The following is a 23,541-nucleotide window of genomic DNA, read 5'->3' on the forward strand; positions in this document are numbered from 1 at the left end:
AAAGAGTGCATCAAACGTAGAAGTCTAAGGACTCCTGATGTTTCAACAAATCCCGTATTCTTTCAGGATCATCACCGAAAAAGTATATCAAACCCCAATGCGTGCCAAATGCCGTACGTTTTGTTACGGTCTCCTCTAGTGGCGCGGTTAATTCATGGAAATCGAAATACGGGTGGTTTTCAGTTTCGTCAGGCATTTCAAGGTTACTGACCACCCGGCGACGGGGGTATACACCAAAACACCCCGCATGCCCTTTCGCACCGACAACCTCTTCAGGGAAGAAGGCTTCAATTTCATCATCGGTAGTTTTAGGATCAAACGCCAAAATCAAGCCCTGATAAGCATTAAATCCGTAAGCCCGCTCTAACAATTCGAACACTTTAAAGCCTGGCGGGCGATAAGCCACCTCGCCAAAGTACATTTCACCGTCACTGGTGACAAAATATTCTGGGTGCACAAAGCCAAAATCAATATCAAAGGTTTTGATCAGTTTCTCGATCTGCGCTTTGATCTGAGGGCGGTATTTTTCCAACTCTGGGGTTGCCGGAACAAACACCGAATACCCCAATGTGACATACTCAGAAATATTGAGAAACTGTATTTTGCCGTTATGGATCCACGCTTCTACAGCAAACTCCCAACCATCAAGATGCGACTCCATCAACACAGGAAACTCTTCGTCAGGAATCATATCGACTTCATCTGGTGTTCTGATAACTCTGTGCCCAAGGCAACCAGCCTTATCAAAGGCCTTGAGATGTATAGGATCATTCGGATCACCATCTAGCTTTAATAAGGTCTGATTCACTCGTTTCAGGAAGCGAACCACATCTTCCTTATCGTGGGCTTCTTCAAAAATCCCCACTCTGATACCACCTAGCTGTGCTCTACGCTTCATTAAGGCTTTATCGCGTAACAGTAACGACTGGCCAAACAATTTGGGATTTTCAAGCAAGACAGAGTTGATCGCGCCTGCCCATTCAACGGTTTCTTCAAACAAGGGAATCGCCACATTAACACCCTTCTCTCGCAGTGTTTGTGCTATCTCCATAGAGCGATCATTAAGCCTTTCAAAATTCCATTTTATGTATGGAATGTTATGGGTATCGCAGTACTCTTCAGCCCAGTCAGGCGCAACTACGACATAACGTCGGTCAAACTTCTCAGCCGCCTCGACGGCATTCAGGCTCCACCCCAAAAAGGCAACGTAACCTTTATCAGGATTTTTACTTCTACTTTTTACTTCAGACATCGTGCTCCCCTAATTAAGTTAGTGGTGCATCTTAAACATTCGACAAAGCGCTGGTTCGTAACGTTTGTCGGCATGGTAATGCAAAACATCATGTGACTAAATCTATGGCGGTAATAAACAAGCTCATTGCAAGCTTGACGACTGAACCGATAAGGCGATCAGCCATATTACAAAGCAACAAATCGCTTAGGCCATTGGTGCTCAAAAAGAAAACACTCCTTGCCAGCTTTAAGGCAGGGATCGCTTTTCAGCTTATTTTTTAACTGCTCTAACGTCGCTTTGACTCTTCGGCCAGCAACGTACTGACCGCCAAAAGCGATGACTAATGCAGTACCCATGTCAACCGCACAAACATTGGACCAAAGGCAATGTTGATAATATCCTGAGCGAGGCTAATCTGACGTAAAGTCATCGCAATAGCCAATGTTTCCTTGGCATTCGGCATGCCTGCTTTAGCAATCAGTGCTTACATGTTGACTCCACAACGCGATAAATTGAATCATGGTTACCCCTTGAAAGCTAGTCACTGAGCACAACCCTATAGAAAAAAACCAACAATGTCCAAAATAACAAATAAAAACAATTGGTTAAATATCAGTCAATTTATTCTGTCACGCACTTCTTTTCCTGCCACAGATCATTTATTGTTAGCAATTTATTCAATAAAAAAGCCCCGAGATCAATATTGAACTCGGGGCTTTTACAGTTTTGGTGGGCCCACCAGGACTCGAACCTGGGACCAAGGGATTATGAGTTAAACGTCCCTAAATTTGAAATTCTTTTAATACCTTTTATTTTCAATTACTTAATTACTTTTTAGACTTTTCTGAGTTTGACATAATTGGCTCAAAATAGCTATTATTTGAGCGCTACTGTCTACATAGTGTCTACATAGGGACCAATGGGATTTTTGCTGCAGGTTTGATTTCAAACAGCCGCAAACACTTTCCAATCTATAACTTAACACACTGTATTTATTGATTTATTTCTCATGTAGACAGCAAGGAGAGTCATGAGAATTACCAAATCATTTGTAGACAAGGCGATTCCGCCCAAGCCAAAACCCGATCAAGTGTCTACACAGGACTTCTATCGCGATACCGCGATTCCTGGCTTCGCTCTCAGAGTCACTAGTGGTGGTGCCAAATCTTTCATCGTTGAAAAGCGTGTAAATGGCCGTGTAAAGCGGATCACGCTCGGACGTTACGGTAACCTGACTGTAGAACAGGCTCGTACAGAAGCCATGAAGATCTTAGGCAAGGTCGCCACTGGAGGTGACCCCATTGCTGAGAAACGGGAACGCTATGCTCGTTCTGTTTCTTTAATGGAAGTCTATCGAGACTATCTCGCTACACGAAAAGATCTCAAAGACTCTACGATCCATGATTACAACCGAATTATGAATGGTGCTTTTGAGGATTGGCTGAAAAAGCCGATTGCTGAAATCACCAAAGACATGGTGGAAAGAAAACATCGTGAGCTCGGCAAACGCAGTGAAGCCAGAGCCAACAACTCTATGCGCGTGCTAAGAGCACTAATCAATCATGCCATGAGTAAATATGAGGATGCTAAGGGTAACCCGATCATTATAGTGAACCCTGTCGAACGACTCAGCCAAACCAGAGCTTGGTACAAAGTGGAAAGGCGTAAAAACCTGATAAAGCCTCACCAATTGAAAGGTTGGTATGAAGCTACCCTTCAGCTCAACCAGGAAACCACACGGGATTATCTGCACTTTTTGCTCTTCACAGGCCTTAGAAGAACAGAAGCCGCTCAATTACGCTGGGAATATGTGAACTTCGAAGACCAAACCTTCACTATCCCTGACACCAAGAATGGTGAAAGTCACACACTGCCCTTCTCTAACTTCATAGAATCGATGTTAATCAGACGCCATGAGTCACGGCAGAGTCATTTCGTTTTCCCCAGCGACTCAAAAACAGGATACATTCAAGACCCCAGGAAGGCGATCCTGAGAGTGAGTGAGCTATCTGGTGTAGAATTTCGACTGCATGATCTCAGAAGAACTTTCATCACCATTGCAGAAAGTAGAGATATTCCAGCTTATGCTCTAAAAAGACTGTTAAATCACAAAGACAGCAGTGATGTTACATCGGGTTACATAATCAGTGATATTTCTCGTCTGAGAAGCCCTATGAGAGTCATCTCTGACTTCATCCTCCGCTCGATCGACTAAGTTAAATAATGGAAAGAATAACTATGCAGGAAGCTAACTTTAAGAAAAAAAACAATCTGAAATCATCAGCCCAACAAAGTCTTGCTGTTATATCTGGCTCACTCCTGTCTACGTCACTAGTTGTATTAACTGCGAAGTATTCAAACTTTCAGCCCTTCATCGCATACTCGATAACGATAATATTCCTAATACTGGGACTGGTTATTAAAAACAGAGTTACAAAGTTGCAGGATATGATAAGAACATTAATGTTGTCTTTTTTGGCCACATTCTTGTCATTTCAAGTTCTTAGTCTGGTAGCTGACATCACGTTAAGACTTCTGTATTGGGAGCTCCCCTTTCAAAATGTTCCATCATTAATTATCGACAATACTCCTCATCAGCAGAGTCTCTTTTCATCTCTATTTTATTTACTGATAGTGCCCACCATTGTGATCTGGCTTTGGGATCGACCATCTGAACTAAAGTTTGTGGATGAAATAAAAGTTCCAAGTTGCATGAAGGAGTTTATTTTGAAATACAAATTCTTTGTCATTTCAGCTTTTGCAATAATTACCTACTTCTTAGTAACGGGATTTTATTATTGGTTTGCAGGTGAGCAACCTATGGGCGGCCTGGCAAATTTAGCTCTTTTTGGGGATTTCTTTGGAGGGACTATGAATCCCCTTTTGAGCTTCCTAGCTCTGATTGCACTTTTTTACACAATCAGCATACAAAGCCGAGAGTTGGCCCTATCGAGGGATGAACTCAGAAATTCTGCAGATGCACTTACATCCCAAAATGCCACATTAAAAAAACAACACTTCGATAGCTCTTTTTTTGAGATGCTTAAAATGCATAACTCTCTAGTAGATGACATCGATATCACATTCTCTCATTTACACGCAGGAGCTAACCGATTCCAAGGAAGAGACGCATTCGACAAATTAATTGACGTCTTTAATAGACGTTATGAGGGAATACGAAACCAAAGTCCAGACATAAGCGAAGAAGATAAAATTGAACGAACGTACCAATCTTTCTACAGTTCTCACAATCCAGACCTTGGTCATTACTTCAGGTATTTATATAACCTCATTAAGTACATTGATCGGAATAGTTCTGAACTCAATGACCCCCGCATGTACTCAAACTTGGTCAGAGCTCAATTATCAGATGATGAAGTCGTGATACTTTTCTATAACTGTCTTAGCAGCCTTGGGAGAGAAAAATTTAAACCTCTAGTCGAGAAATATGCGCTTTTGAAGCACTTACCAGCTGATCGCCTAGTCCACGTTGATCATAAAAACTTTTACAAAGAATCTGCATTCACCTAATGAGTTAATCAATGACGGACTTGTATAAGGTTGATAAATACAACGAGAACTTTGATTTCTTTGACGATGAGATTCCTGAGAATGACAGGCTTTATTTCTCGTTGGGAGATCAACTTAACAGAGCTCGCTCGATTCTCCAGAGCCGTTCCAGAGAACAAATTGAGTACATCATTGAATCTCTCGACTGGATGCTTCGTGAGAGCAGTCAGCTAGAGTTTGAGAACTCTATGCGAAGACTCGAAAACGAAGATTCAGTGTTTATAAATCGAGTCAAAGCTTTCAAATTATTCAGTGAAAACTACGACATTAGAAACCAGCCAAACCTCCCAAATGCCTCATGGGCTGACTATTTCGCAACACTTTCCCTCGTCACCATATTGGAAGCCATCCACCCAGAAAATTATGAGTACAGCATTTCTCATTTGGACTTCCCCCTGGAAGCGCTTGAAGCAGTATGCATTGCTGAATTTCATAGAGAGATCGAACAGGCTGAAAGCTTGTCTGCAAAGCGAAAAGGCAAAACCGGTGGTAAAAGAAAAGCGAGTAAGTTTGCCGATATCATCAACAAAGTTCTTACTACCTACCGTGACACACCAGGCCTCTCTGATTTATCCAATAGAAAAGCCGGCTATATGCTCAGTGAAATACTCAAAGAAGAAATTGAGTCTTCGCCATTAGATACAGAAGAGCCAGAGCATCGAATTGAAATTTGGCTGGGTAAGTATAAGAACGGAAAACTTACCATTTCAGAGTAAATATATTCTTAGCTGCCAGAGGTATATCGCTAGCTGCTAGCAGCATTCAGAATAGGGACTCATAGCTTTAACTTTGTTTGTGCTTGTTTCACAAATGGAGAATAACTATGAGCAAACTTCTATCAACCAGCCAAGCTGCTGAATATCTTGGTGTAAGCAAAGCCTTCCTGGAAAGAGATCGCTGGGCCGGTGCACGTATTCCCTTTATCAAGATTGGGAGTCGTGCTGTCAGGTACCGTAAAAATGATCTTGATGATTACATCAATCAACAAGTGCGTGTTTCAACTTCTCAATATGGGGAGGAATAAATGCGTCACAGAAAAACAATGTCTTTAAAAGAGTGTTCTTTAAAGAAACCACCTCGTCTCACAACAAATTTCCCTTATAAGCAAATTCCCCTTATAAGAAATTCCAGTGCTTCAAAGGGAGGTGGTAACTAATGTTTCCCTTTAAAGAAAAGAAAACTGAAACGCTTTATAAAGATTGGGGCGAACCCGGTGAGATAAAAACATCAACACCCAGAGTTGCAAGAATGACTGAGGATCTTATGCCTACTCCTTTAAAGGATTGGCTAAAGGATGTCAGTCATAGAATGCAGACTCCGGCAGACTTTTCAACAATATCCGCTGTGGTCATGTTTGCATCAGTCATTGGTTCAGCATGCTCCATAAGACCAAAACAAGAAGATAGCTGGGAAGTTATCCCCAATCTCTGGGGTGCTTGTATCGGCCAACCTTCAGTCATGCTTAAATCACCCAGCATGCAGGAGGCAATGAGCATGCTCGAGAAGCTTCAGGCTCATTATGGTGAAGAATATGAGCACCAAAAGAGCCAATTTAAAGCTGATGAGCTGGAGAGAGAATTAAAGCTAAAGGATATTGAAAGGCGAATGAAAGACCTCGCAAGAGGCAAGGGTATTACAGGAACGGTTGAAGCTGATGCGATGGCAGTATTAAAGACTGACTATGCTGAGATATCTAAAGAGCTTGAACAAACGCCTCAAAGACGCCTTTTCAAAACCAATGAAACAACTGTCCAGAGTATGACTTTAATTCAGGAGCAAAATGAGAGAGGCATTCTGGTATTTAGGGACGAGTTAGTTGCTTTGTTACTGAATTGGGACAAAGAACAAAATGCCGACGAGAGGGGCTATTTTCTTGAAGGATGGAATGGAAATGGCACTTATACGGATATGAAAATATCAAGGGGGCTGACTGAGGCAAAAAATATATGCATAAGCTTATTAGGTGGAATTCAGCCTGATAAGCTAAAACGCTACCTACTCCAAGCTATTAAAGGTAACAACGATGGACTATTGCAAAGGCTTCAGCTTGCTGTATGGCCTGAAAATCCCGATTCATGGTCATTAGTAGACCAAAAGCCAAATTATGAAGCTAGAGATCATGTTGAGGTCATTTTATTTAAACTCGCAGAATGCGATTTCAAAAAGCTTGGCGCTAATGAAAATAGCGAGAAAAATAGACCATTTTTCAGGTTCGACGTTCAGGCTCAAAAAATTTTCAATGACTGGTTAACAGAGCTACAAACTCAAAAAATACCTCAAGAAGACAATCCTCTAATGCTGGAACACTTCGGTAAGTATCGTTCACTGATGCCTAGTCTTTCGTTGATTTTCCATTGTCTGGATAGTATTGATTCAAGTTACATTGGACCGATCAAAGCCTCATCTGCTCAACTAGCTGTGCGTTGGTGTGATTATCTTGAGAGCCATGCGAGAAAGATTTATTCAATGATAGATAAAGATGAAGAGCAAGCTGCAATCATTTTAAGTAAAAAAATTGAGGCAAAGGCCTTAGCTAATCCATTTACAGCAAAAACCGTATACAACAAGGGCTGGTATGGTTTAAAAGATAGAGTTGAGGTTGAAGCTGCTTGCAGGGTACTTATAGATCAGAATTGGCTTCAAATAGAAGCCCGTGAACCCAATAGTTCAGGAGGCAGGCGCCCACTACCAATTTATAGAATCAATCCAGGTCTTTTATGAATTGATATCTTAATGTGGGCATCTAAACCAGCTAAATCAGTAAAGATGGTTTAGTTGGTTTGTCTTTAGCGTTATGAGAAATTTTTCTCTAGCTCTCTTACCACCGGCTTCAAAGAATCATTAAATTCACGAAAGTTCTTAGCATAATGCGCGCGACGATGGCAGTTGGGACACAGGCCTATAACATTCATTGGATGATCAGGCCCTCCATCGGCAACCCGATGTAGATGATGACATTCGATATATGGACCTTTCCTGGATTCAAAAGGCGCGGGCACAGCACAAGCTTCACACTTACCCCCAGCTCTTTTTCTTACATACAGCCTCAATGCTTTAGATCGGTAGTAAGCCGACTGCCTCCTTTCACTAGCATTTTTAGTATGGGAAGGCTTTTCAAGAGCAGCCTCTCTCAACTCTAGTAAAGATTTTTTTCTCAAATCTTTTGGCGAGAAAGTTGAGATTGTTGTCGTACTGCTTCCAGGAATATCAGGGCAAGAGTCAATATCAAGGTGAAATATAATTGCTGACCTATCTTCACCATGCTTATCTGGTCGAACCTCTTCGTGATACCCAAGCAACTCAGCTTGCCCCATATATCTCACATGAGCCTTCCTGGTGTATTCAAAGGCATGAATAATTTTGTTATTTGCTTTGTGATTAAGAATGGCTTTGTTGCCATTCTTCATTTGCATATCACCAACCTGCCCTTCGCCGGTATACCAAAACGTTCCATCTGGGCGGTATTCATCTTTGTAGCTGTTCTCTTCACCTTCAGATGTAAAAATAAAAATCACATCTTCATCTTGAGGAGTAGATATGCCTCCTTGAGCCTGACCTTTATACCGCCCATGTATTTCTGTCTTGCGGTGATACTCTTTCCCTATTTCAAACTTCAAACTTGTACGTCCATATCAATTAGTTGTTCAAAGAATATTAGTTTAATTGTCCCCTCATAAGGTCTGTCTGTTGTGACTCGAATTGTTGAGCCATCAGGTACTATTTTTATACCTACTGGAGAGCTCGTAATGAATGTGCAGATAGGGTTCTCGATTAAGTCATCCAGGTTTACGATATATTCCGTTAGACCAGCATCAGTTAGTGAACTACACCCTCCACTCTCATGTATTGCGACGGTGCCCGAAGTATCGAATGTAATGAATCCTCCAACTTGATGAGCCCTGAAGCTTTCAGTCTCACCGACATGAACCTTATTTTCAACTTCATAAGGACTGTCACCATAATACTTAGATGTCCTGTTCAACTCATTAATAACCGATTTGGTACTGAGCTGACTTATAGCACTCCCTGTGACTTGATATGAGACTGCTAGTTCTGAAGCTGTCATTATCGACAGACCCAAAATTCTCGAAAGTTTGGAGTGGTCAAGTTTCATTCGAAAAGCAAAATTTATAATTCAGCTTGCTAGAGAGCAGAACTAAACAGATAACTAGCTAAAAGTACTTGTGCTCCAATAGCAGCAAAGCCTATTAACAAATTTTCAGGTATTAACTCACCTGCACTCACCTCAATACCATCTACTCTGAGGCAGTACCTCATAGAAAGGGCTCTAGGATATACATTCAAATGCAGGTGATGCTTCTGACCAGGGTTTATCTCATAAGTCTTTTCATCATTCATTGAAAACCCAGAGCCCGAAGCTCTCAATATCTCTTTCTCTCCATTTTTCAGAGTAGTCTCAGTACCCCAAAAAAGTCTTTTTGGTGAAAATCTGGTTTCAACCTGGAGTTCTGTGTCTTTCCATTGAAATTTCGTTGGCATATATTCCCTTGTTGTTGATTAAAACCTCTTCAGCTTAGAAGCCGTTCTCTGCAATCTGGACAAGCCCCAGTAGCTGTTAAGTTATTGCCGCATATAACGCATTGGCCGTACTCTCCCGATGTGGTCGGTATGTTTATTTCTTTTTCAGCAGCGTCTAAAAGTCCGAGCTGTTTCAATGCTAACTCGACGGCTTTTGAGGCCTCTGATACTGAGCAACAAAAAACTTCCCCAATAGGAGCAAGCTTATCGAGCTTCTCGACCAGTATTTGATGGGTTTCTGACTCAACCAGCTCAGCGCGTTCTGTGTGATAAACAGTGCTTATTTGCCACATGCCTAAGGGCTGATTGTAATGTCTAAACAACTTAACTCGCTTCTCAAGCGAATTAATTTTTCTGGTGACTGACCCTTTTTCAGTACCAGTAACGTTCTCAACTAGCTTTTTAAGGTTCTGAAGGTGCTGCTCAGCAAAAACCACTTCTCTCTCAATAGGAGCCCTATCCCCTCCAGGGCATTCAACTCCACTTACTACATGTTGAGGAACAAGTCCTTTAGTGTTGATGAAACGCCTTCCACCGCAAACCTGGCAAGTGGCTTTTAGTCCTATCCAGATGTTATTGAGATCTCTGAGTCGATCTAGAACATTAGTCGTACTCAGAATCGTCATGCCCACTTTCACACGCTGAGCTTTGACGTTTTCAAAAATATAAACAGCGCCACAGGGATAACGATAACTGGATTCGTCCATTCAAGGCTTAGCTTCTGTAGAGTGAAGACAGAAAAAATAACATTCTAAAGACCTTGCCTCTCGAAAAGATCATCTATTTGCTCATTCTCAGCTGCATCAGAATCAGATATTCCTTTCCACCGGTGTGGATTAGATTTAGCTTCTTCTTCATATCTATCTCTGTTTGATTCAACAATTGTGTCCTTGTCGCAGCTGTAAACAACGTCCCAAACTTCAGAGTCAGAAAACTCGATTTCAATGTTATCAAGTCTACCGGTAAGAAATTCGTAGAGTTCTGAGTCCTCTATTTCATGCGTCTCCAATGCATCTGGAAAGGCATCATATTCCATTACATCTCCAGTTAAATTCGAGTGGTAGTGCTCAATCACCCTAGTTTTGAGTAAATCCTTTAAATCCTCATCAACGCACATTAAATTCAGTATGTCTGCCACATACATGAACTCATCGTTGAGATCATCCCAAGACTCATTCAACTCATTGTTTAATTTATTTCTGATGTAGCTGCTAAGTCTAGTGTCATATGGACTTAATGCCTGCATTTCTAAATTAGAAAGTAGAAACTCGAACTCCTCTAACATAATCGTGTTTTCTTGACCAAAGAAGAACCTATCCAGCAGCTCATCTAGATCATATTTGCGCAAACACTGCTCTCCTAAATTAGCAAAAACAGTGTTAAAAAGTACAAGGGTATATTGATCGAGCTTCGGAGATATCTGAGTAGCTTTTAAGTAATAATCCAACTGTCTAACTAGAACTTGCTCGAGAGCCTCTTGGCTGATGATTCCATTTCTTGAGTAATTAGCGAGGGCGATGAGGGCATTGGGACTTCTAAGGTAAGTTAAGACTTCATTCATCAACGCTGTATTAGTTGCATACTCAGAATTTACAAAGTCTCTTATTGATGGATTGAAAAGTGAATAATAGTGTTTTTTATCGTAAACCTGAGTTCTGTTGACCAGGGCTCCGGTTAACGCCTTAATTTCGGTTGTAAATGAACTACTTTTTGCTAGACCCGGTTTATTTTCCAATAACCGATAATAGAATTCCTCCAATAACCCCTCTTCTATCGGCTTCTCATTCAAAACCACAGCAAGCACTAGATATAAAGATTTTTCACTCAACTGAGAATCAAAAACTTTCCTCCAGATTTGGGATGGATTACTAAGGCTTGTTTCGATATAGCTCCAGTAGTGTTCCGGTTTGACTTCATCCAAGCGCTGACAATCAGTAATAAACTGCACCAACCTAGGGTTGAAGTTTTTGTGCACAATTATTTTTAGATATCTTTTATCTGTATATAGCTCGTTGACATATTTTGGTGTCAGATTTCCAAACCAAATGTGGTTGTATAAAATTTTTGCTTTATCAAACTTCGATAAGTTACCAACCGCCAATAAGAACTCGTTTTGAGATGTGTTCTTTTGCTCAAATATCTCGGAAAGACGCTTCGCTCTGTTGAGGATATTTGTCCGCGAGGTCAATATGAACCTCTTATTACTGCTAGATTGAACTCTTTTTATAAAGCTAACTACGTGAGAATCCTCATGAGCATTGAAAGCCTCAAGGTAGTTTGTCCCTAAAAAATCATCAAAATAAAATATCTGCTTTTTTTGAGGATCAAAAATATCCTCAGCTTCATTTAGAGAGTTCTCAATGTAAATAAATTTATAATCTTGGGCGATATATTGATAGCAAAGCTGCTCGGCCAAAAATGTTTTACCTACACCAGGTTCACCACAAATTATTACTGAGTGTAGCTCCTCAAGTTTTTTCTCAGCTTTTAGGTGACTCTCCGTCATCGCATACATTGCGAGTTTTGAGCTAATTTCTTCTATTTTGTACTGACTTCGACCATGTATCGCACTGTGAATTATTCGGTTAAGTACAGTGGTACTTGTCATCCACAATTTATAGTGCTTTTCCTCAATGTTTGGGTTATCACCCAGGAAGTCGTTAAGGTCTTCCCTGCCAACCACATCAGACTCTTTATGGATGAAAGGGCTAAAAATCGATTTTATCTTTTGCTTATTTGCCTTTGACAACTCCAAAGATGTTACAAAAATATACCTTTCCGGTGAGAGCTTTTTTACCTTCTCAACTTCTTCCTTTTGAAGGTGTGATAACAACGCAGTAATACCGGTTTTAAACCAATGCTTGCATTGAATTATGATTTCGCCACCTGTAGAGGAGAAGTATCTTCCATCAACGCCTCCATCTTTGCCTGGCTTAAAGCGCTCTACGAGAACGCCATCTCTTTTAGAAATAACATCTGCAGCCAGGACCTCGAATTCCTTGTCATTTAGAGCATGAAAATCATATTCGCTCACGAAATATCCTTTTTAACAGCACCACAATGAGTATAAGTCTACATTAGAAAATAAACCGAATTCTGTCTACATAGTGTCTACATAAGACATAAACAAAAAAGCCTTAACGCTAAAAATAACGCTAAGGCTTTGATATATATGGTGGGCCCACCAGGACTCGAACCTGGGACCAAGGGATTATGAGTCCCCTGCTCTAACCAACTGAGCTATAGGCCCGACAACTTGTTGTCTTATGACCCTTCTGAATCGAGGAAACTTCTCAATTGATCAGAGCGTGATGGGTGACGCAGTTTACGCAGTGCTTTCGCTTCAATCTGACGAATACGTTCACGTGTGACGTCAAACTGTTTACCGACTTCTTCCAAAGTGTGGTCAGTATTCATATCGATACCGAAACGCATACGCAGTACTTTGGCTTCTCTCTCGGTCAAGCCGTTTAAAACGCCTTGTGTCGCTTCACGCAGACCTTCAATAATCGCTGAATCAGATGGCGAGATGACGTTCACGTCTTCCACAAAGTCACCCAGGTGTGAATCTTCATCATCACCGATCGGTGTTTCCATCGAAATTGGTTCTTTAGAGATTTTCAGCACTTTGCGTACTTTGTCTTCTGGCATTTCAACGCGTTCAGCTAACTCATCAGGTGTTGGCTCACGCCCCATTTCTTGGAGCATTTGTCGCGCTACACGGTTGAGCTTGTTGATCGTTTCGATCATATGCACCGGAATACGAATTGTCCGCGCCTGATCCGCTATTGAGCGGGTAATCGCCTGACGAATCCACCACGTCGCATAGGTAGAGAATTTGTAACCACGTTGATATTCGAACTTATCAACGGCTTTCATCAAACCGATGTTACCTTCCTGAATCAGATCCAAGAATTGCAAACCACGGTTGGTGTATTTCTTCGCAATTGAGATAACCAAACGCAGGTTAGCTTCGACCATCTCTTTTTTGGCACGGCGCGCTTTAGCTTCGGAAATCGACATTTGGCGTGCAATTTCTTTGATTTCGGAAATCGAAAGACCACGGTCTTCTGAAATCTCAGCCAATTTGCTTTGCGCAGCAACGACTTCATCATGATGTTTTTTGATCGTTGAAGAGTAATGTTTTTTCGCTCGGATGTGCTTATCTGCCCAGTTAACGTTACTTTCATTGCCTTGGAATGAATCGATAAAATCACGGCGATTCATTCGAGCCTGATCAACAACGATGCTCATAATCGTTCTTTCTTGCTTACGAATTTCGTCGATGGTGTCGGCCATCAAGTCGTTGAGGTAGATCAGGGTCTTAGGCGTAAGTTTGAATTCCATGAACAAGTTGCTTGTTTGTTCACGCGCTTCTTCAGCAGCATCGCCAGCGGCTTTGTTGTAGGCTTTGAAGCTATCACGCAAGGCATCAAATCGCGCCTTGGCTTCTTCTGGGTCAATCTCACCAGAACCTTCTTCGTCATCACTGACGTCATCTGAATCGTCGTCATCGTCATCAGACTCGCTGTCTGACTCTTCGACAGAGACCTCTTCCTTAGCTTCTTCTTCTGCGACTTCTTCTTCAGCAACAATAAAACCTTTGATCAGCTCGTTAAGACGCATTTCACCAGCTTCAACGGCATCAAATAATTCGAGAAATGACGCAATACAGTCAGGATAGGTAGACAGCATTTGCAGGCTTTCGCGCAGACCGGCTTCGATACGCTTGGCGATAACAATTTCGCCTTCACGCGTTAGTAGCTCAACCGAGCCCATTTCGCGCATGTACATGCGAACAGGGTCAGTGGTACGGCCAAACTCACCATCGGAGCTGGCTAAAACTGCGGCAGCCTCTTCATCAGAGACTTCATCATTAGAAGAAATGGCCTCAGCAAGGCGCTCCATTTCATCGGTATCCATGCCATCTTCATGGACCATGATACCGAGGTCGCTAAACATGCTGACGATATCTTCTACCTGATCAGCATCGACTAGATCTTCTGGAAGATGATCATTAATCTCACCGTAGGTGAGATAACCACGTTCTTTCCCTAAGGCGATAAGTTCCTTAACGCGTGATTGTTGATCTTTCATGCGGCCCCTTTAAAACCCTTGACGCTAATAGTCGTGAACACTTCATTATACTGAAATGCTTAATTTTTTGCATCAAATTTAGCTAAAAACATTTACTTATACGACTTAACTTCGGCTTTTTCTGCCTCCGTTAATTCACTGAACGGCTTGCTGGTCAACTCATTGATTCGCTGGGACTTTGCTTCTTTTTGCAAACGAGAAACAATACCGGTGAGTTCGTGTTTGAGTGCATCCGCTGATAAGCTTAACGGTTGCAATGCAAGTTTCTGAAGATGCGCCCCGTTTTCTTTGTCTCGCCAGCGCTCCAGCAGGGCCGCAGTAGTTAAATGGGGATGCTGGTGCAGAGTTTCAAGCAGTTCCTGCAAAATATTCACGCCAGGCTGTTTTACCGACTGAATAGCAGCCACATCATCAATCTCACGAGCCAGTATCGGATACTGCAACACAATGGTGATAGCCATGCGAATTGGCGTCATTGTTGCCATAGCCTGTTTTTTAGCAGGACGTTTTTGTTGTTGAGCCGGTTTTTCTAAATGCTTGTTCAGAGTCGCTATATTGGTTTTGCTTAGCTCTGCTAGACGTTGTTCTAGCATATCCCGGTAAACACCAGCGGGCACATGCTTGAGATAAGGCTTGGCCATCTCAACTAATCTTGCTCGACCATCCATTGAGGCCAAATCCACTTGGCTGCCTAATGTTTCAAAAAAGAATTCGGAATAATTCTGTGCATTTACAACGCGCTCATTAAACGCCTCGGCACCTTGCTCAGAAACCAGACTGTCTGGATCTTCACCATCAGGCAGAAACATAAATTTGAGTTGCTGATTGCCGCCTAACATTGGCAACGCATTTTCAGCAGCACGCCAGGCCGCATCACGTCCCGCTCTGTCGCCATCAAAGCAGAACACCACTTCCGGCGCCGCGCGTAATAGCAAGCGAAGATGATCAGCGGTGGTAGACGTGCCTAATGTAGCAACAGCATTGGATATACCATGCTCTGCCAACGCAATCACATCCATATAACCTTCAACAATGACGATGCGCTCAAGCTTACGATTCGCTTTGCGAGCCTGATAGAGACCGTATAGCTCCGCCCCCTTATGAAAGATTGGCGTTTCAGGTGAATTCAGATATTTGGGTGTGCTGTCATCCAAAACTCGACCGCCAAAACCAATCACACGCCCTCTTCTATCCCATATCGGAAACATGATTCGATTACGAAAGCGATCGTAGGTTCGACCTTTGTCGTTTTTGATCAACAAACCGCCATCTAATAACTGCTTGGTTTGCTGTGGATTACTGCCAAACGTTCGCAACACATTATCCCAACCATCTGGTGCCATGCCGATACCAAATAACTCGACAGTTTTTTGGGAAAGACCACGTCGTTTCAGATAATCAACAAACGCTTGTCGTTGCGGATGGGTTTGCAATTGATGCACATAATATTGGCCGACCTTATCCATCAGGTCGTAAAGGCTTTGTTTAACGGGAGAAAGGCTTGCCTGTTGTGTAGTGGGCACTGTCATACCCACATGATCCGCTAGCTCCTGAATCGCTTCAGGGAAACTTAGCTGATCATATTCCATTAAAAAGCCAATCGCCGTGCCATGCGCACCGCAACCAAAGCAATGATAAAACTGCTTTTCTTGGCTTACTGTAAAGGAAGGTGTTTTTTCATTATGAAAAGGGCAGCAGGCATGAAGGTTTTTACCTGCTTTTTTGAGCGGCACACGGGTATCGATGATATCAACGATATCAACCCGTGCAAGCAGCTCATCAATGAATTGTGTGGGGATTTGTCCAGCCATAAGCGCTATTATGGCTTAAATTCGCAGTAAAGATTAACCACGTCTAGATAGACTTGGCTGCATAAGCTTTTAGTTGCTCAACGCAGCCTTAACTTGACCGCTTACCGCGCTCATATCAGCACGACCTTGGATCTTAGGACGCAGTACATTCATTACTGCTCCCATGTCTTTAATGCTGGAAGCGCCCGCTTCAGTAATCGCTGCCTGGACGGCTTCCGCAATTTCTTCTTCGCTCAATGCTTCAGGCAAGAACTCTTCAATAATGACTAGTTCTGCCTTTTCAATCGATGCCAGATCATCACGGCCCGCATTTTCATATTGATCCAATGCTTCACGACGTTGCTTGGTCATTTTAGTCAGGATGACAATAATGTCGTCATCTGACAGATCCGCGCGGTTATCCACCTCAACCTGCTTGATGGATGCGGTAATTTGACGCAACACATTCAGACGATCTTTGTCTTTGGCGCGCATCGCGTCTTTGACATTATCCTGAATGGTGACCTTTAATGGACTGGCTTCAGCTGGCATAGTCTTAATCTAAATTGCGTGATTAGTACAAACGAATACGGCTTGCGTTTTCACGAGACAATTTCTTTTGATGACGCTTAACTGCCGCTGCTGCTGCGCGTTTACGAACAGTTGTTGGCTTTTCATATGCTTCACGAGCACGTGCTTCAGCAACAGTACCGGCTTTTTCACAAGCACGTTTGAAGCGACGCAAAGCTACGTCAAATGGTTCGTTCTCTTTAACTCTAACTGCAGGCATTCAATGCTCCCTAAACAATTCTTGTACGGAAAACCCCCAATTGTACGAAATATCTACCAGAAAGCAAACAGTTAAATCACTTTATTTCAAAAAAAGGCATAATACTTCTGTTTAGATTAATAGCCTGGATAAGAAATGCGCGTTTTAGGAATCGAATCATCTTGTGATGAAACTGGTGTGGCCTTGTATGACACAGAGCAGGGCTTGTTGGCTCATGCCTTGTTCAGCCAGATCGATCTTCATGCTGAGTATGGTGGTGTGGTTCCGGAACTTGCCTCACGCGACCATATTCGCAAAACCTTACCGCTTATTGATGAAGTTCTGAACTCTGCGGGTTTAACCACACAAGATATTGACGCCGTTGCTTACACCGCAGGCCCAGGCCTTGCCGGCGCGTTACTGGTTGGCGCCGCGATAGGTCGTAGTGTGGCTTGGGCACTTGATAAGCCGGCATTAGCCATTAACCATATGGAAGGCCACTTATTATCGCCATTGCTTGAAGATCGCTCCCCGGCGTTTCCCTTTGTGTCTTTATTAGTATCGGGCGGCCATACCTTGCTGGTTGATGTAAAAGCTGTCGGTGACTATGAGTTACTGGGCGAATCTGTAGATGATGCGGTTGGTGAGGCCTTTGATAAAACAGCAAAGCTTCTAGGCATGGATTACCCTGGCGGCCCTTATTTGGCAGCAAAAGCGGAAGAGGGTACTGCTGACCGATTCGAGTTTCCACGCCCCATGACCAACCGACCAGGTCTCGATTTCAGTTTCAGTGGCTTAAAAACCTTTGCTATGAATACCTGGCTGGACAGTGATAAAACCGAGCAAGATAAAGCTGATATTGCCTTAGCATTTCAAACGGCTGTCGTGGAGACATTAGCCATTAAATGCCGCCGCGCCCTGAAACAAACCGGTCATAAACGCTTGGTGGTCGCCGGTGGCGTCAGTGCCAATAAAGCGTTGCGCACTAAGCTTGATGCGATGCCGGGTGTCGATGTGTTTTACCCGCGCCAACAATTTTGTAGTGATAATGGCGCCATGATTGCCTTCGCAGGGGCAATTCGTCAGCAGGCGATGGTCAAACAAGATGCGCCCAGTTTCAGTGTTCGCCCGCGCTGGCCGCTGAATGAATTAACACCACCTTAAGACTTTTCTTCTTCGCGGCTGAGTAGGCGGCGAATATTGCTGTGATGGCGGGCAATTAGCATCAGCGCTATCAGCAAAATCAGCCAGCGTGCTCCAGCGCTCTCGATCAGCCACAAACTATATAGCGGTGTTAAGGCTGCTGCGGTCAGTGCTGACAGGGAAGAGAGCCGGCTGATCGCAAACACCAACAACCAAGTGGCGAGTCCCGCTGATGCCAAAAGCGGCGACAATGCCAGAAAGCCACCCAAAGCGGTGGCGACCCCTTTACCACCTTTAAATTGAAAAAATACCGGGAATAGGTGTCCTAAAAATGCCGCAAAGGCGGTAGCAGCCACCCACACCATCGTTAAGCCCAAAAGATGGGCAACCAACACCGGTATAACACCTTTGAAGACATCAATAATCAGCACTGTCGCAGCCAGCTTTTTACCACCGAAACGCAATACATTAGTAGCGCCGGGGTTACCTGAGCCCTGTGTACGTGGATCAGGCAGGCCACCAAGTTTGCAAAGCACAATGGCACTGTTCAGAGAGCCGATTAGATAAGCAGCCACAAGCAGCGTTATGGGTAAAGCGAGCGTTTCAAGCATGGTATGATGCTTCCTATTTAGTTTTTGCGACATTATAGGTCGCAAAACGATGATTGCCACCCTCAAAGCAGCATGCAGATGGATAAAATATTTCTCAACGACCTTAGCATTGACACCATTATCGGTATTTACGACTGGGAGCGCCAAACCCAGCAAACGCTGACCTTTGATCTTGAAATGGACTGGGATATCCAGCCCGCAGCAGCGACTGAAGATATCAGTAAGACCTTGGATTATGGTGCCATTGCGCAAACCATTGTGGCTTTTGTTAAAGCCAGTGAGTACCAATTAATCGAAACATTGGCAGAAGATCTCAGCGCGATGTTACTAGCGCAGTATCCTATTCCCAAACTAAAGTTAACCCTGAGCAAACCCGTTGCCCTGCATGGTCAAAATACGGCTCGCATTGTGATTGAACGGCCGCGCGGATGAGTCAATGCAGGACCGGCTATCTGCTGGGATTAGGCAGCAATATCGCACCGTTTGAAAACTTTGCCCAAATGACGACCTTGTTACTCAAATGCTTTGAAAAAATCAGCATGAGCAGGGTATTACATATTCCACCAGTGGGAATGAACAGTCAGCATTATTTTCTCAATGCGGTCGCTTTTATCGAAACCGATCTCAAACAAGACGATCTCAAACATATCTGTAATCAGATTGAAATCGCCTTGGGCAGGGATCGTGACGATCCCGATAGCAAACATAAAGATCGACCAGCCGATCTTGATATCCTTGCTTATCTGGAGTTTCCCCGTGACATCAATCGTGAGGCCAACAGCATCACTGATGAGTATTTTTTATACCCGCTGATTGATGAAATAAAAGCCTATTTGAATGATAAACCTTGTCAAACAGGCATTCAAAAGGGGGCTGAAGTTACCGTTGGCAATTTAACGTTTGGACAAACGGCGACCACCATCTACCGGAATTGAAACACCGGTTAAAAATGGATTAATCAGCAGGCTTTTCACTGCAAGATAAACGGGCTCAGCACCACCTTCCCGCGCCAACGGCGTCTCTTGCATCATGTTGTTTCTGACTTCTTCTGAATGTGACTCAGTAAATAACACTGGTCCGGGTGCAATTGCATTCACCTTAATGTCAGGGGCGTACTTTTTCGCCAATACCAGCATCATATTGTGTAAACCCGCCTTAGTCGTGCCATAAATATCAAAGCGTGGCGTGGGGTTCTCGACATTGATATCCGTTATATGAATGATGTCTGCCGGATCATTATTGTCGCCATGCAAACGGTCATGCAGGCCCTGATTAATAAGATACGGTGCCATCATATGTGCATAAAAAAAGGTTTCATATTGTTCAGCCGCCTGTGCTAAATCGTCATCGGTCGGGAAAAAGCTGGAGGCGTTGTGGATGATGGCTCTGAAGTCTTGATACTGCTTGCGCAGTCGGGCCACAAACTCAAGAATACTGTCGCGACTGTCAAAGTTGGCGCGGATGGTTTCAACCCCCATTGCTTTCAATTCTTGGACACCTTCGGTCTCACTACGGTAATGTGCTAACACCGAATAACCGTCTTGATGCAAACGTTTCGCGAGATGCAAGCCAACTCGACGACTGGCACCGGTAACAAGAACCTTTTTTTGCAATGGTTTATCCTCAGAAATGAATGACACAATAACAATAGCTGCTGACAACATGCTGGCGCAACAACATAGTGACCAGCTTAAAGCGTTGATTACTGCTGAGATTGAGCAGCAGGGCGGTTTTATCAGTTTTGCCGACTATATGCAGCGTTGTCTCTACCAGCCAGGGTTCGGTTACTACAGTGCTGGCAGTCATAAACTGGGGCAGGGTGGTGACTTCACCACCGCGCCTGAAATCAGCCCTTTATTTGGCTATGCTGTGGCTAATCAGGTTCATGATGCTTTGCAACAATGCACCAGCAAACATATTCTCGAATTTGGTGCTGGCAGTGGTCAGCTTGCCATCGCCATGCTAACTCAGCTTGAGAGCCTAAACGCGCTTCCTGAGCGCTATTTTATTCTCGAGATCAGCGCCGATCTGCAAGCACGACAACTGCAACTGATTGAGCAACAACGCCCCGATCTTGCTGATCGTGTTGAGTGGATACAAACTCTGCCCGACGTGTTTAACGGTGTCATGCTGGCCAATGAAGTCTGTGATGCTATGCCAGTCCATTTACTGCGACTGACAACCTCAGGCATGTTTGAGCGTGGTGTCAGCATTGAAAACGGCCACTTCATCTGGCAGGACAAAAAACTGGCTCATCCGCGACTTATTGCTTTTGCTGAGCGAATTAACGAGCCATCACAGGCCGAAGACTACCTTACCGAAGTCAATCTCAACGCTGTTGACTGGATGCAAACAGCCGCCGCCTCACTGCAACAGGGTGCTATTTTCATCATTGACTATGGTTACCCGTTTAACGACTACTATGCCGCTGAGCGAGTACAAGGAACGCTGCGTAGCTATTATCGCCAGCAGGCTATTGATGATCCGCTACAACTTCCCGGTCTACAAGATATAAGCGCGCACGTGGACTTCACCACGCTAGCGGAAACCGCGCTGGAAGGAGGTTGTCACGTGGCAGGATTTCATGAACAAGGTGACTTCTTAGTGGCGGCCAACATCACGCAGATAGCCGCTCAACTGGAGGCCAAAAAAGATGCGCTAAGCTGGCTTCAACATAGCGCCGCGCTAAAACAACTCTTAATGCCGCATGTCATGGGCTATCAATTTAAAGTATTAAGTTTAAGCAAAGCGATTGAACTATTACCGCGTTTGCAGTTACAAGATCGCCGCTACCAGCTATAAAAAAAGGAGCCCGAAGGCTCCTTTTAAACGTTGATGAAGTGACGGTTTATTCCGCTTTCGATTCATCAAGCTGTTTTTGCAGTTTGTCGAGCTTATCGCTCATTTCAAACAGTACTTCTTTGATATTCGCCATGTCATCACGCAGGTTATTTGTTTCTTGCGTGTTGCGTGCAATGGCTTCTTTTTGTTCAGGCGTCAAAGAGCCGCCTTGCTGCGCCTCTGCTTCACGCTCTGCCGCTGTTGCCAACACGGTAGGAATATCAATAACAATCCAGTCACTACGCTCTTCACCGGTTTTAGGGTCAACGTAATAAGATTGGCCATTGTCTAAAACGATGGTTCTATCTGGTTCTGAATCGCTACGACGAGTACCCGGTAACAGTGGATTTGTTCTGCGATCGATAGGCTGATTAGTGATGGGATCTTTTTCTCGGTAAACCTCTCTCACTTTACCGAAAATAATATTCAAACGACCGCCACTATAGAACACACGACCCGTGTTGGTTTCTCTTTCCGCTGCTAATGCACTTCTATGTGTACCGATAGTCACAAACGTCACATCTTGACTTGATTCAGCCCGCGACAGCCCCGATGCCAATGATGTGCTCAAGACCTGTAGCTCACCAGGCGAAAATAGCGGTGTTTGGCGCTCTTGGAACAATACCGTATCGGTGATGTACATTGATTCAAGAATCGTGCGCAGGTTCTCCGATGAAATAGCGAGGGGATGATCGTTAGCTACGCCTGCGACATCTCTTTCTTGAATCTGGACATTTTGCAAACCCGCTTCAAAGACGGTTTTGCCTTCCAGAGAAATTTCAACTTCGTCTTTCTTTGGCGAACTACCGCAGCCTGCCAGTCCCAGACTGAGCATCATGACCGTGGCAATCGTTGTGCTGTACTTCAATATGCCTCGCATAGATTGTTCCTCTTTAGTTAACCTGGTTTCCTGCAGGATGCAGCAACTCTGCTTTTTGTTCCCTGCACAATAATGTTTGTACCGACTCGCGCGGATCGTACCCTTCGAACAAGATTTTGCATACCTGTTCAACAATAGGCATTTCCACACCGACCTGCTCCGCACGTAATAAAACTTCTCGAGCAGCATGCATGCCTTCTACTGTTTTGCCAACCGTTTTGACTGCATCAGCAACACTAAGCCCCTTACCCAGCGCCAAACCTAATTGCCGATTTCGACTTTGATCGTCGGTACAGGTCAGAATTAAATCACCAATACCCGACAACCCGAATAAGGTTTCCGTTTCTGCGCCTAAGGCTGCTGCCAGACGTCGTATTTCTGCCATACCTCGGGTGATAAGCGCTGCGCGCGCATTCGCGCCGTAACCCAAGCCATCAGAAATACCCGCGCTGATAGCCAACACATTTTTTACCGTACCACCGATTTGCGCGCCCAGTACGTCATGCGTTGTGTACACCCGCAGCGTCGGGGAGTGCATCAGCTCTGCGAGATCCTCTAATAAACCCTGGTCGGGTGAAGCCAGTGTCACTGCTGTCGGCAAATTGTCAGCGACTTCCGCAGCAAATGAGGGCCCAGAAAGTACTGCTAGTGGTTGTTGAGGCCCAAGAATCTGCTTTGCAGCATCAAACAAAAATTGCCCTGTTTCCGGCGTCAGTCCCTTGGTCGCCCAACTTACCGGTGTCGATGCTTTCAGTACTGGTTGTAATGCTTTCAAGGTTGCAACAAAAGCAGTACTTGGCACTGAAATCAGGACATGTTGGCAAGCTTTAGCAGCCAATTCAAAATCGTCAACTATTGCCAGACTATCAGGGAACCGCACACCCGGCAGATACCGACCGTTTTCACGTGACTGTTTCATTTCTGCCAGCTGTGCCTGATCTCTTCCCCACAACCAGACTTCTTGACCAGTTCTAGCAATGGCCATCGCCAAAGCCGTGCCCCAGGCACCAGCGCCAATAACCAGCGTAGGAGAAAGTTTAGCCTGCGTCGTCACAAACTTGTCCGGT

Annotated in this window: 23 protein-coding genes and 1 tRNA gene; 9 read left to right on the forward strand and 15 right to left on the reverse strand. The window is 44.0% G+C overall.

Annotated elements, in window-relative coordinates:
* Positions 1 to 10: 10 nt before the first annotated feature.
* Positions 11 to 1,252, reverse strand: a complete 1,242-nt coding sequence (locus tag MDMS009_RS07670; RefSeq protein WP_008291133.1) for an ATP-grasp domain-containing protein — start codon at positions 1,250 to 1,252, stop codon at positions 11 to 13.
* Positions 1,253 to 1,574: 322 nt separating this feature from the next.
* Positions 1,575 to 1,697 carry a hypothetical protein gene (locus MDMS009_RS16585; RefSeq protein ID WP_272941072.1) on the reverse strand — a complete coding sequence of 41 codons (123 nt, stop codon included), beginning with the start codon at positions 1,695 to 1,697 and terminating at the stop codon, positions 1,575 to 1,577.
* A 567-nt stretch (positions 1,698 to 2,264) separates the two neighbouring features.
* On the opposite strand from MDMS009_RS16585, the gene MDMS009_RS07675 reads away from it, so the two are divergent.
* The 5 genes from MDMS009_RS07675 to MDMS009_RS07695 all read left to right on the forward strand — a co-directional run bounded on the left by MDMS009_RS07675 (position 2,265) and on the right by MDMS009_RS07695 (position 7,525).
* Positions 2,265 to 3,449, forward strand: a complete 1,185-nt coding sequence (locus tag MDMS009_RS07675) for a tyrosine-type recombinase/integrase (protein WP_008291142.1) — start codon at positions 2,265 to 2,267, stop codon at positions 3,447 to 3,449.
* 8 nt (positions 3,450 to 3,457) lie between these two features.
* Positions 3,458 to 4,765 carry a putative phage abortive infection protein gene (locus tag MDMS009_RS15820; RefSeq protein ID WP_008290936.1) on the forward strand — a complete coding sequence of 436 codons (1,308 nt, stop codon included), beginning with the start codon at positions 3,458 to 3,460 and terminating at the stop codon, positions 4,763 to 4,765.
* Between the two features lie 11 nt (positions 4,766 to 4,776).
* Positions 4,777 to 5,520: a hypothetical protein gene (locus MDMS009_RS07685; protein WP_008290951.1), complete on the forward strand. Its 744-nt coding sequence runs from the start codon at positions 4,777 to 4,779 to the stop codon at positions 5,518 to 5,520.
* Between the two features lie 107 nt (positions 5,521 to 5,627).
* Positions 5,628 to 5,828 (forward strand): helix-turn-helix transcriptional regulator, encoded by a 201-nt coding sequence (locus MDMS009_RS07690; RefSeq protein ID WP_008290926.1) that lies wholly within the window; start codon positions 5,628 to 5,630, stop codon positions 5,826 to 5,828.
* A gap of 131 nt (positions 5,829 to 5,959) precedes the next feature.
* Positions 5,960 to 7,525 (forward strand): YfjI family protein, encoded by a 1,566-nt coding sequence (locus MDMS009_RS07695; RefSeq protein ID WP_008291088.1) that lies wholly within the window; start codon positions 5,960 to 5,962, stop codon positions 7,523 to 7,525.
* A gap of 71 nt (positions 7,526 to 7,596) precedes the next feature.
* On the opposite strand, the gene MDMS009_RS07700 is transcribed toward MDMS009_RS07695, so the two are convergent.
* From MDMS009_RS07700 to rpsU, 9 genes are all read right to left on the reverse strand, one after another.
* The gene (locus MDMS009_RS07700) at positions 7,597 to 8,421 is read right to left on the reverse strand and encodes an HNH endonuclease (protein WP_008291169.1); all 825 of its coding nucleotides are present in this window, start codon (positions 8,419 to 8,421) and stop codon (positions 7,597 to 7,599) included.
* A 526-nt stretch (positions 8,422 to 8,947) separates the two neighbouring features.
* Complete coding sequence (locus MDMS009_RS07710) at positions 8,948 to 9,304, reverse strand: hypothetical protein (RefSeq protein ID WP_043888054.1); 357 nt, start codon at positions 9,302 to 9,304, stop codon at positions 8,948 to 8,950.
* Positions 9,305 to 9,333: 29 nt separating this feature from the next.
* On the reverse strand, positions 9,334 to 10,050 hold the full coding sequence (locus MDMS009_RS07715) for a hypothetical protein (RefSeq protein ID WP_008290898.1): 717 nt from the start codon (positions 10,048 to 10,050) through the stop codon (positions 9,334 to 9,336).
* Between the two features lie 44 nt (positions 10,051 to 10,094).
* Entirely contained in the window at positions 10,095 to 12,377 is a 2,283-nt protein-coding gene (locus tag MDMS009_RS07720; RefSeq protein WP_008290993.1) for an ATP-binding protein, read from the reverse strand.
* A gap of 139 nt (positions 12,378 to 12,516) precedes the next feature.
* A tRNA-Ile gene (locus MDMS009_RS07725) sits at positions 12,517 to 12,593 on the reverse strand.
* Between the two features lie 14 nt (positions 12,594 to 12,607).
* A complete protein-coding gene (gene rpoD, locus MDMS009_RS07730) occupies positions 12,608 to 14,440 on the reverse strand; it encodes an RNA polymerase sigma factor RpoD (RefSeq protein ID WP_008291123.1) in 1,833 nt (610 codons plus the stop codon).
* Between the two features lie 92 nt (positions 14,441 to 14,532).
* On the reverse strand, positions 14,533 to 16,251 hold the full coding sequence (gene dnaG, locus MDMS009_RS07735) for a DNA primase (RefSeq protein WP_008291095.1): 1,719 nt from the start codon (positions 16,249 to 16,251) through the stop codon (positions 14,533 to 14,535).
* A gap of 69 nt (positions 16,252 to 16,320) precedes the next feature.
* Positions 16,321 to 16,782, reverse strand: a complete 462-nt coding sequence (locus tag MDMS009_RS07740; RefSeq protein ID WP_008291153.1) for a GatB/YqeY domain-containing protein — start codon at positions 16,780 to 16,782, stop codon at positions 16,321 to 16,323.
* 22 nt (positions 16,783 to 16,804) lie between these two features.
* The gene (gene rpsU / locus MDMS009_RS07745; RefSeq protein WP_007144284.1) at positions 16,805 to 17,020 is read right to left on the reverse strand and encodes a 30S ribosomal protein S21; all 216 of its coding nucleotides are present in this window, start codon (positions 17,018 to 17,020) and stop codon (positions 16,805 to 16,807) included.
* Between the two features lie 135 nt (positions 17,021 to 17,155).
* On the opposite strand from rpsU, the gene tsaD reads away from it, so the two are divergent.
* The gene (gene tsaD / locus MDMS009_RS07750; RefSeq protein WP_008290868.1) at positions 17,156 to 18,163 is read left to right on the forward strand and encodes a tRNA (adenosine(37)-N6)-threonylcarbamoyltransferase complex transferase subunit TsaD; all 1,008 of its coding nucleotides are present in this window, start codon (positions 17,156 to 17,158) and stop codon (positions 18,161 to 18,163) included.
* Here tsaD and plsY read toward each other — a convergent pair.
* Entirely contained in the window at positions 18,160 to 18,753 is a 594-nt protein-coding gene (gene plsY, locus MDMS009_RS07755; protein ID WP_008291115.1) for a glycerol-3-phosphate 1-O-acyltransferase PlsY, read from the reverse strand. The genes tsaD and plsY overlap by 4 nt on opposite strands.
* A gap of 78 nt (positions 18,754 to 18,831) precedes the next feature.
* On the opposite strand from plsY, the gene folB reads away from it, so the two are divergent.
* Entirely contained in the window at positions 18,832 to 19,185 is a 354-nt protein-coding gene (gene folB / locus MDMS009_RS07760; RefSeq protein ID WP_008290874.1) for a dihydroneopterin aldolase, read from the forward strand.
* Positions 19,182 to 19,688 carry a 2-amino-4-hydroxy-6-hydroxymethyldihydropteridine diphosphokinase gene (gene folK, locus MDMS009_RS15825; protein ID WP_052298152.1) on the forward strand — a complete coding sequence of 169 codons (507 nt, stop codon included), beginning with the start codon at positions 19,182 to 19,184 and terminating at the stop codon, positions 19,686 to 19,688. Before folB ends, folK begins: the two co-directional genes overlap by 4 nt.
* On the opposite strand, the gene MDMS009_RS07770 is transcribed toward folK, so the two are convergent.
* The gene (locus MDMS009_RS07770; RefSeq protein ID WP_154646997.1) at positions 19,647 to 20,366 is read right to left on the reverse strand and encodes an SDR family oxidoreductase; all 720 of its coding nucleotides are present in this window, start codon (positions 20,364 to 20,366) and stop codon (positions 19,647 to 19,649) included. The two genes, folK and MDMS009_RS07770, sit on opposite strands and share 42 nt — an antisense overlap.
* A 16-nt stretch (positions 20,367 to 20,382) precedes the next feature.
* Here MDMS009_RS07770 and MDMS009_RS07775 point away from each other — a divergent pair, with 16 nt between their 5' ends.
* Positions 20,383 to 21,555: a class I SAM-dependent methyltransferase gene (locus tag MDMS009_RS07775; RefSeq protein WP_043888055.1), complete on the forward strand. Its 1,173-nt coding sequence runs from the start codon at positions 20,383 to 20,385 to the stop codon at positions 21,553 to 21,555.
* 46 nt (positions 21,556 to 21,601) lie between these two features.
* Here MDMS009_RS07775 and MDMS009_RS07780 read toward each other — a convergent pair whose 3' ends face one another.
* Both MDMS009_RS07780 and MDMS009_RS07785 read right to left on the reverse strand, forming a co-directional pair.
* Positions 21,602 to 22,474 (reverse strand): hypothetical protein, encoded by an 873-nt coding sequence (locus MDMS009_RS07780; RefSeq protein ID WP_008291063.1) that lies wholly within the window; start codon positions 22,472 to 22,474, stop codon positions 21,602 to 21,604.
* 13 nt (positions 22,475 to 22,487) lie between these two features.
* The gene (locus tag MDMS009_RS07785; protein ID WP_008291106.1) at positions 22,488 to 23,528 is read right to left on the reverse strand and encodes an NAD(P)H-dependent glycerol-3-phosphate dehydrogenase; all 1,041 of its coding nucleotides are present in this window, start codon (positions 23,526 to 23,528) and stop codon (positions 22,488 to 22,490) included.
* Positions 23,529 to 23,541: the final 13 nt, after the last annotated feature.

Origin of the sequence: Methylophaga thiooxydans DMS010, assembly GCF_000156355.1 — a bacterium.
Classification (GTDB): domain Bacteria; phylum Pseudomonadota; class Gammaproteobacteria; order Nitrosococcales; family Methylophagaceae; genus Methylophaga; species Methylophaga thiooxydans.

Coding starts and splice junctions, on each gene's coding strand:
- folK (WP_052298152.1), top strand. CDS start 19,182: ATGAGTCAATGCAGGACCGGCTATCTGCTGGGATTAGGCAGCAATATC.
- MDMS009_RS07740 (WP_008291153.1), bottom strand. CDS start 16,782: ATGCCAGCTGAAGCCAGTCCATTAAAGGTCACCATTCAGGATAATGTC.
- tsaD (WP_008290868.1), top strand. CDS start 17,156: ATGCGCGTTTTAGGAATCGAATCATCTTGTGATGAAACTGGTGTGGCC.
- MDMS009_RS07670 (WP_008291133.1), bottom strand. CDS start 1,252: ATGTCTGAAGTAAAAAGTAGAAGTAAAAATCCTGATAAAGGTTACGTT.
- MDMS009_RS16585 (WP_272941072.1), bottom strand. CDS start 1,697: ATGCCGAATGCCAAGGAAACATTGGCTATTGCGATGACTTTACGTCAG.
- MDMS009_RS07710 (WP_043888054.1), bottom strand. CDS start 9,304: ATGCCAACGAAATTTCAATGGAAAGACACAGAACTCCAGGTTGAAACC.
- MDMS009_RS15820 (WP_008290936.1), top strand. CDS start 3,458: ATGGAAAGAATAACTATGCAGGAAGCTAACTTTAAGAAAAAAAACAAT.
- MDMS009_RS07685 (WP_008290951.1), top strand. CDS start 4,777: ATGACGGACTTGTATAAGGTTGATAAATACAACGAGAACTTTGATTTC.
- rpsU (WP_007144284.1), bottom strand. CDS start 17,020: ATGCCTGCAGTTAGAGTTAAAGAGAACGAACCATTTGACGTAGCTTTG.
- MDMS009_RS07780 (WP_008291063.1), bottom strand. CDS start 22,474: ATGCGAGGCATATTGAAGTACAGCACAACGATTGCCACGGTCATGATG.
- folB (WP_008290874.1), top strand. CDS start 18,832: ATGGATAAAATATTTCTCAACGACCTTAGCATTGACACCATTATCGGT.
- MDMS009_RS07715 (WP_008290898.1), bottom strand. CDS start 10,050: ATGGACGAATCCAGTTATCGTTATCCCTGTGGCGCTGTTTATATTTTT.
- dnaG (WP_008291095.1), bottom strand. CDS start 16,251: ATGGCTGGACAAATCCCCACACAATTCATTGATGAGCTGCTTGCACGG.
- plsY (WP_008291115.1), bottom strand. CDS start 18,753: ATGCTTGAAACGCTCGCTTTACCCATAACGCTGCTTGTGGCTGCTTAT.
- rpoD (WP_008291123.1), bottom strand. CDS start 14,440: ATGAAAGATCAACAATCACGCGTTAAGGAACTTATCGCCTTAGGGAAA.
- MDMS009_RS07775 (WP_043888055.1), top strand. CDS start 20,383: ATGAATGACACAATAACAATAGCTGCTGACAACATGCTGGCGCAACAA.
- MDMS009_RS07695 (WP_008291088.1), top strand. CDS start 5,960: ATGTTTCCCTTTAAAGAAAAGAAAACTGAAACGCTTTATAAAGATTGG.
- MDMS009_RS07675 (WP_008291142.1), top strand. CDS start 2,265: ATGAGAATTACCAAATCATTTGTAGACAAGGCGATTCCGCCCAAGCCA.
- MDMS009_RS07690 (WP_008290926.1), top strand. CDS start 5,628: ATGAGCAAACTTCTATCAACCAGCCAAGCTGCTGAATATCTTGGTGTA.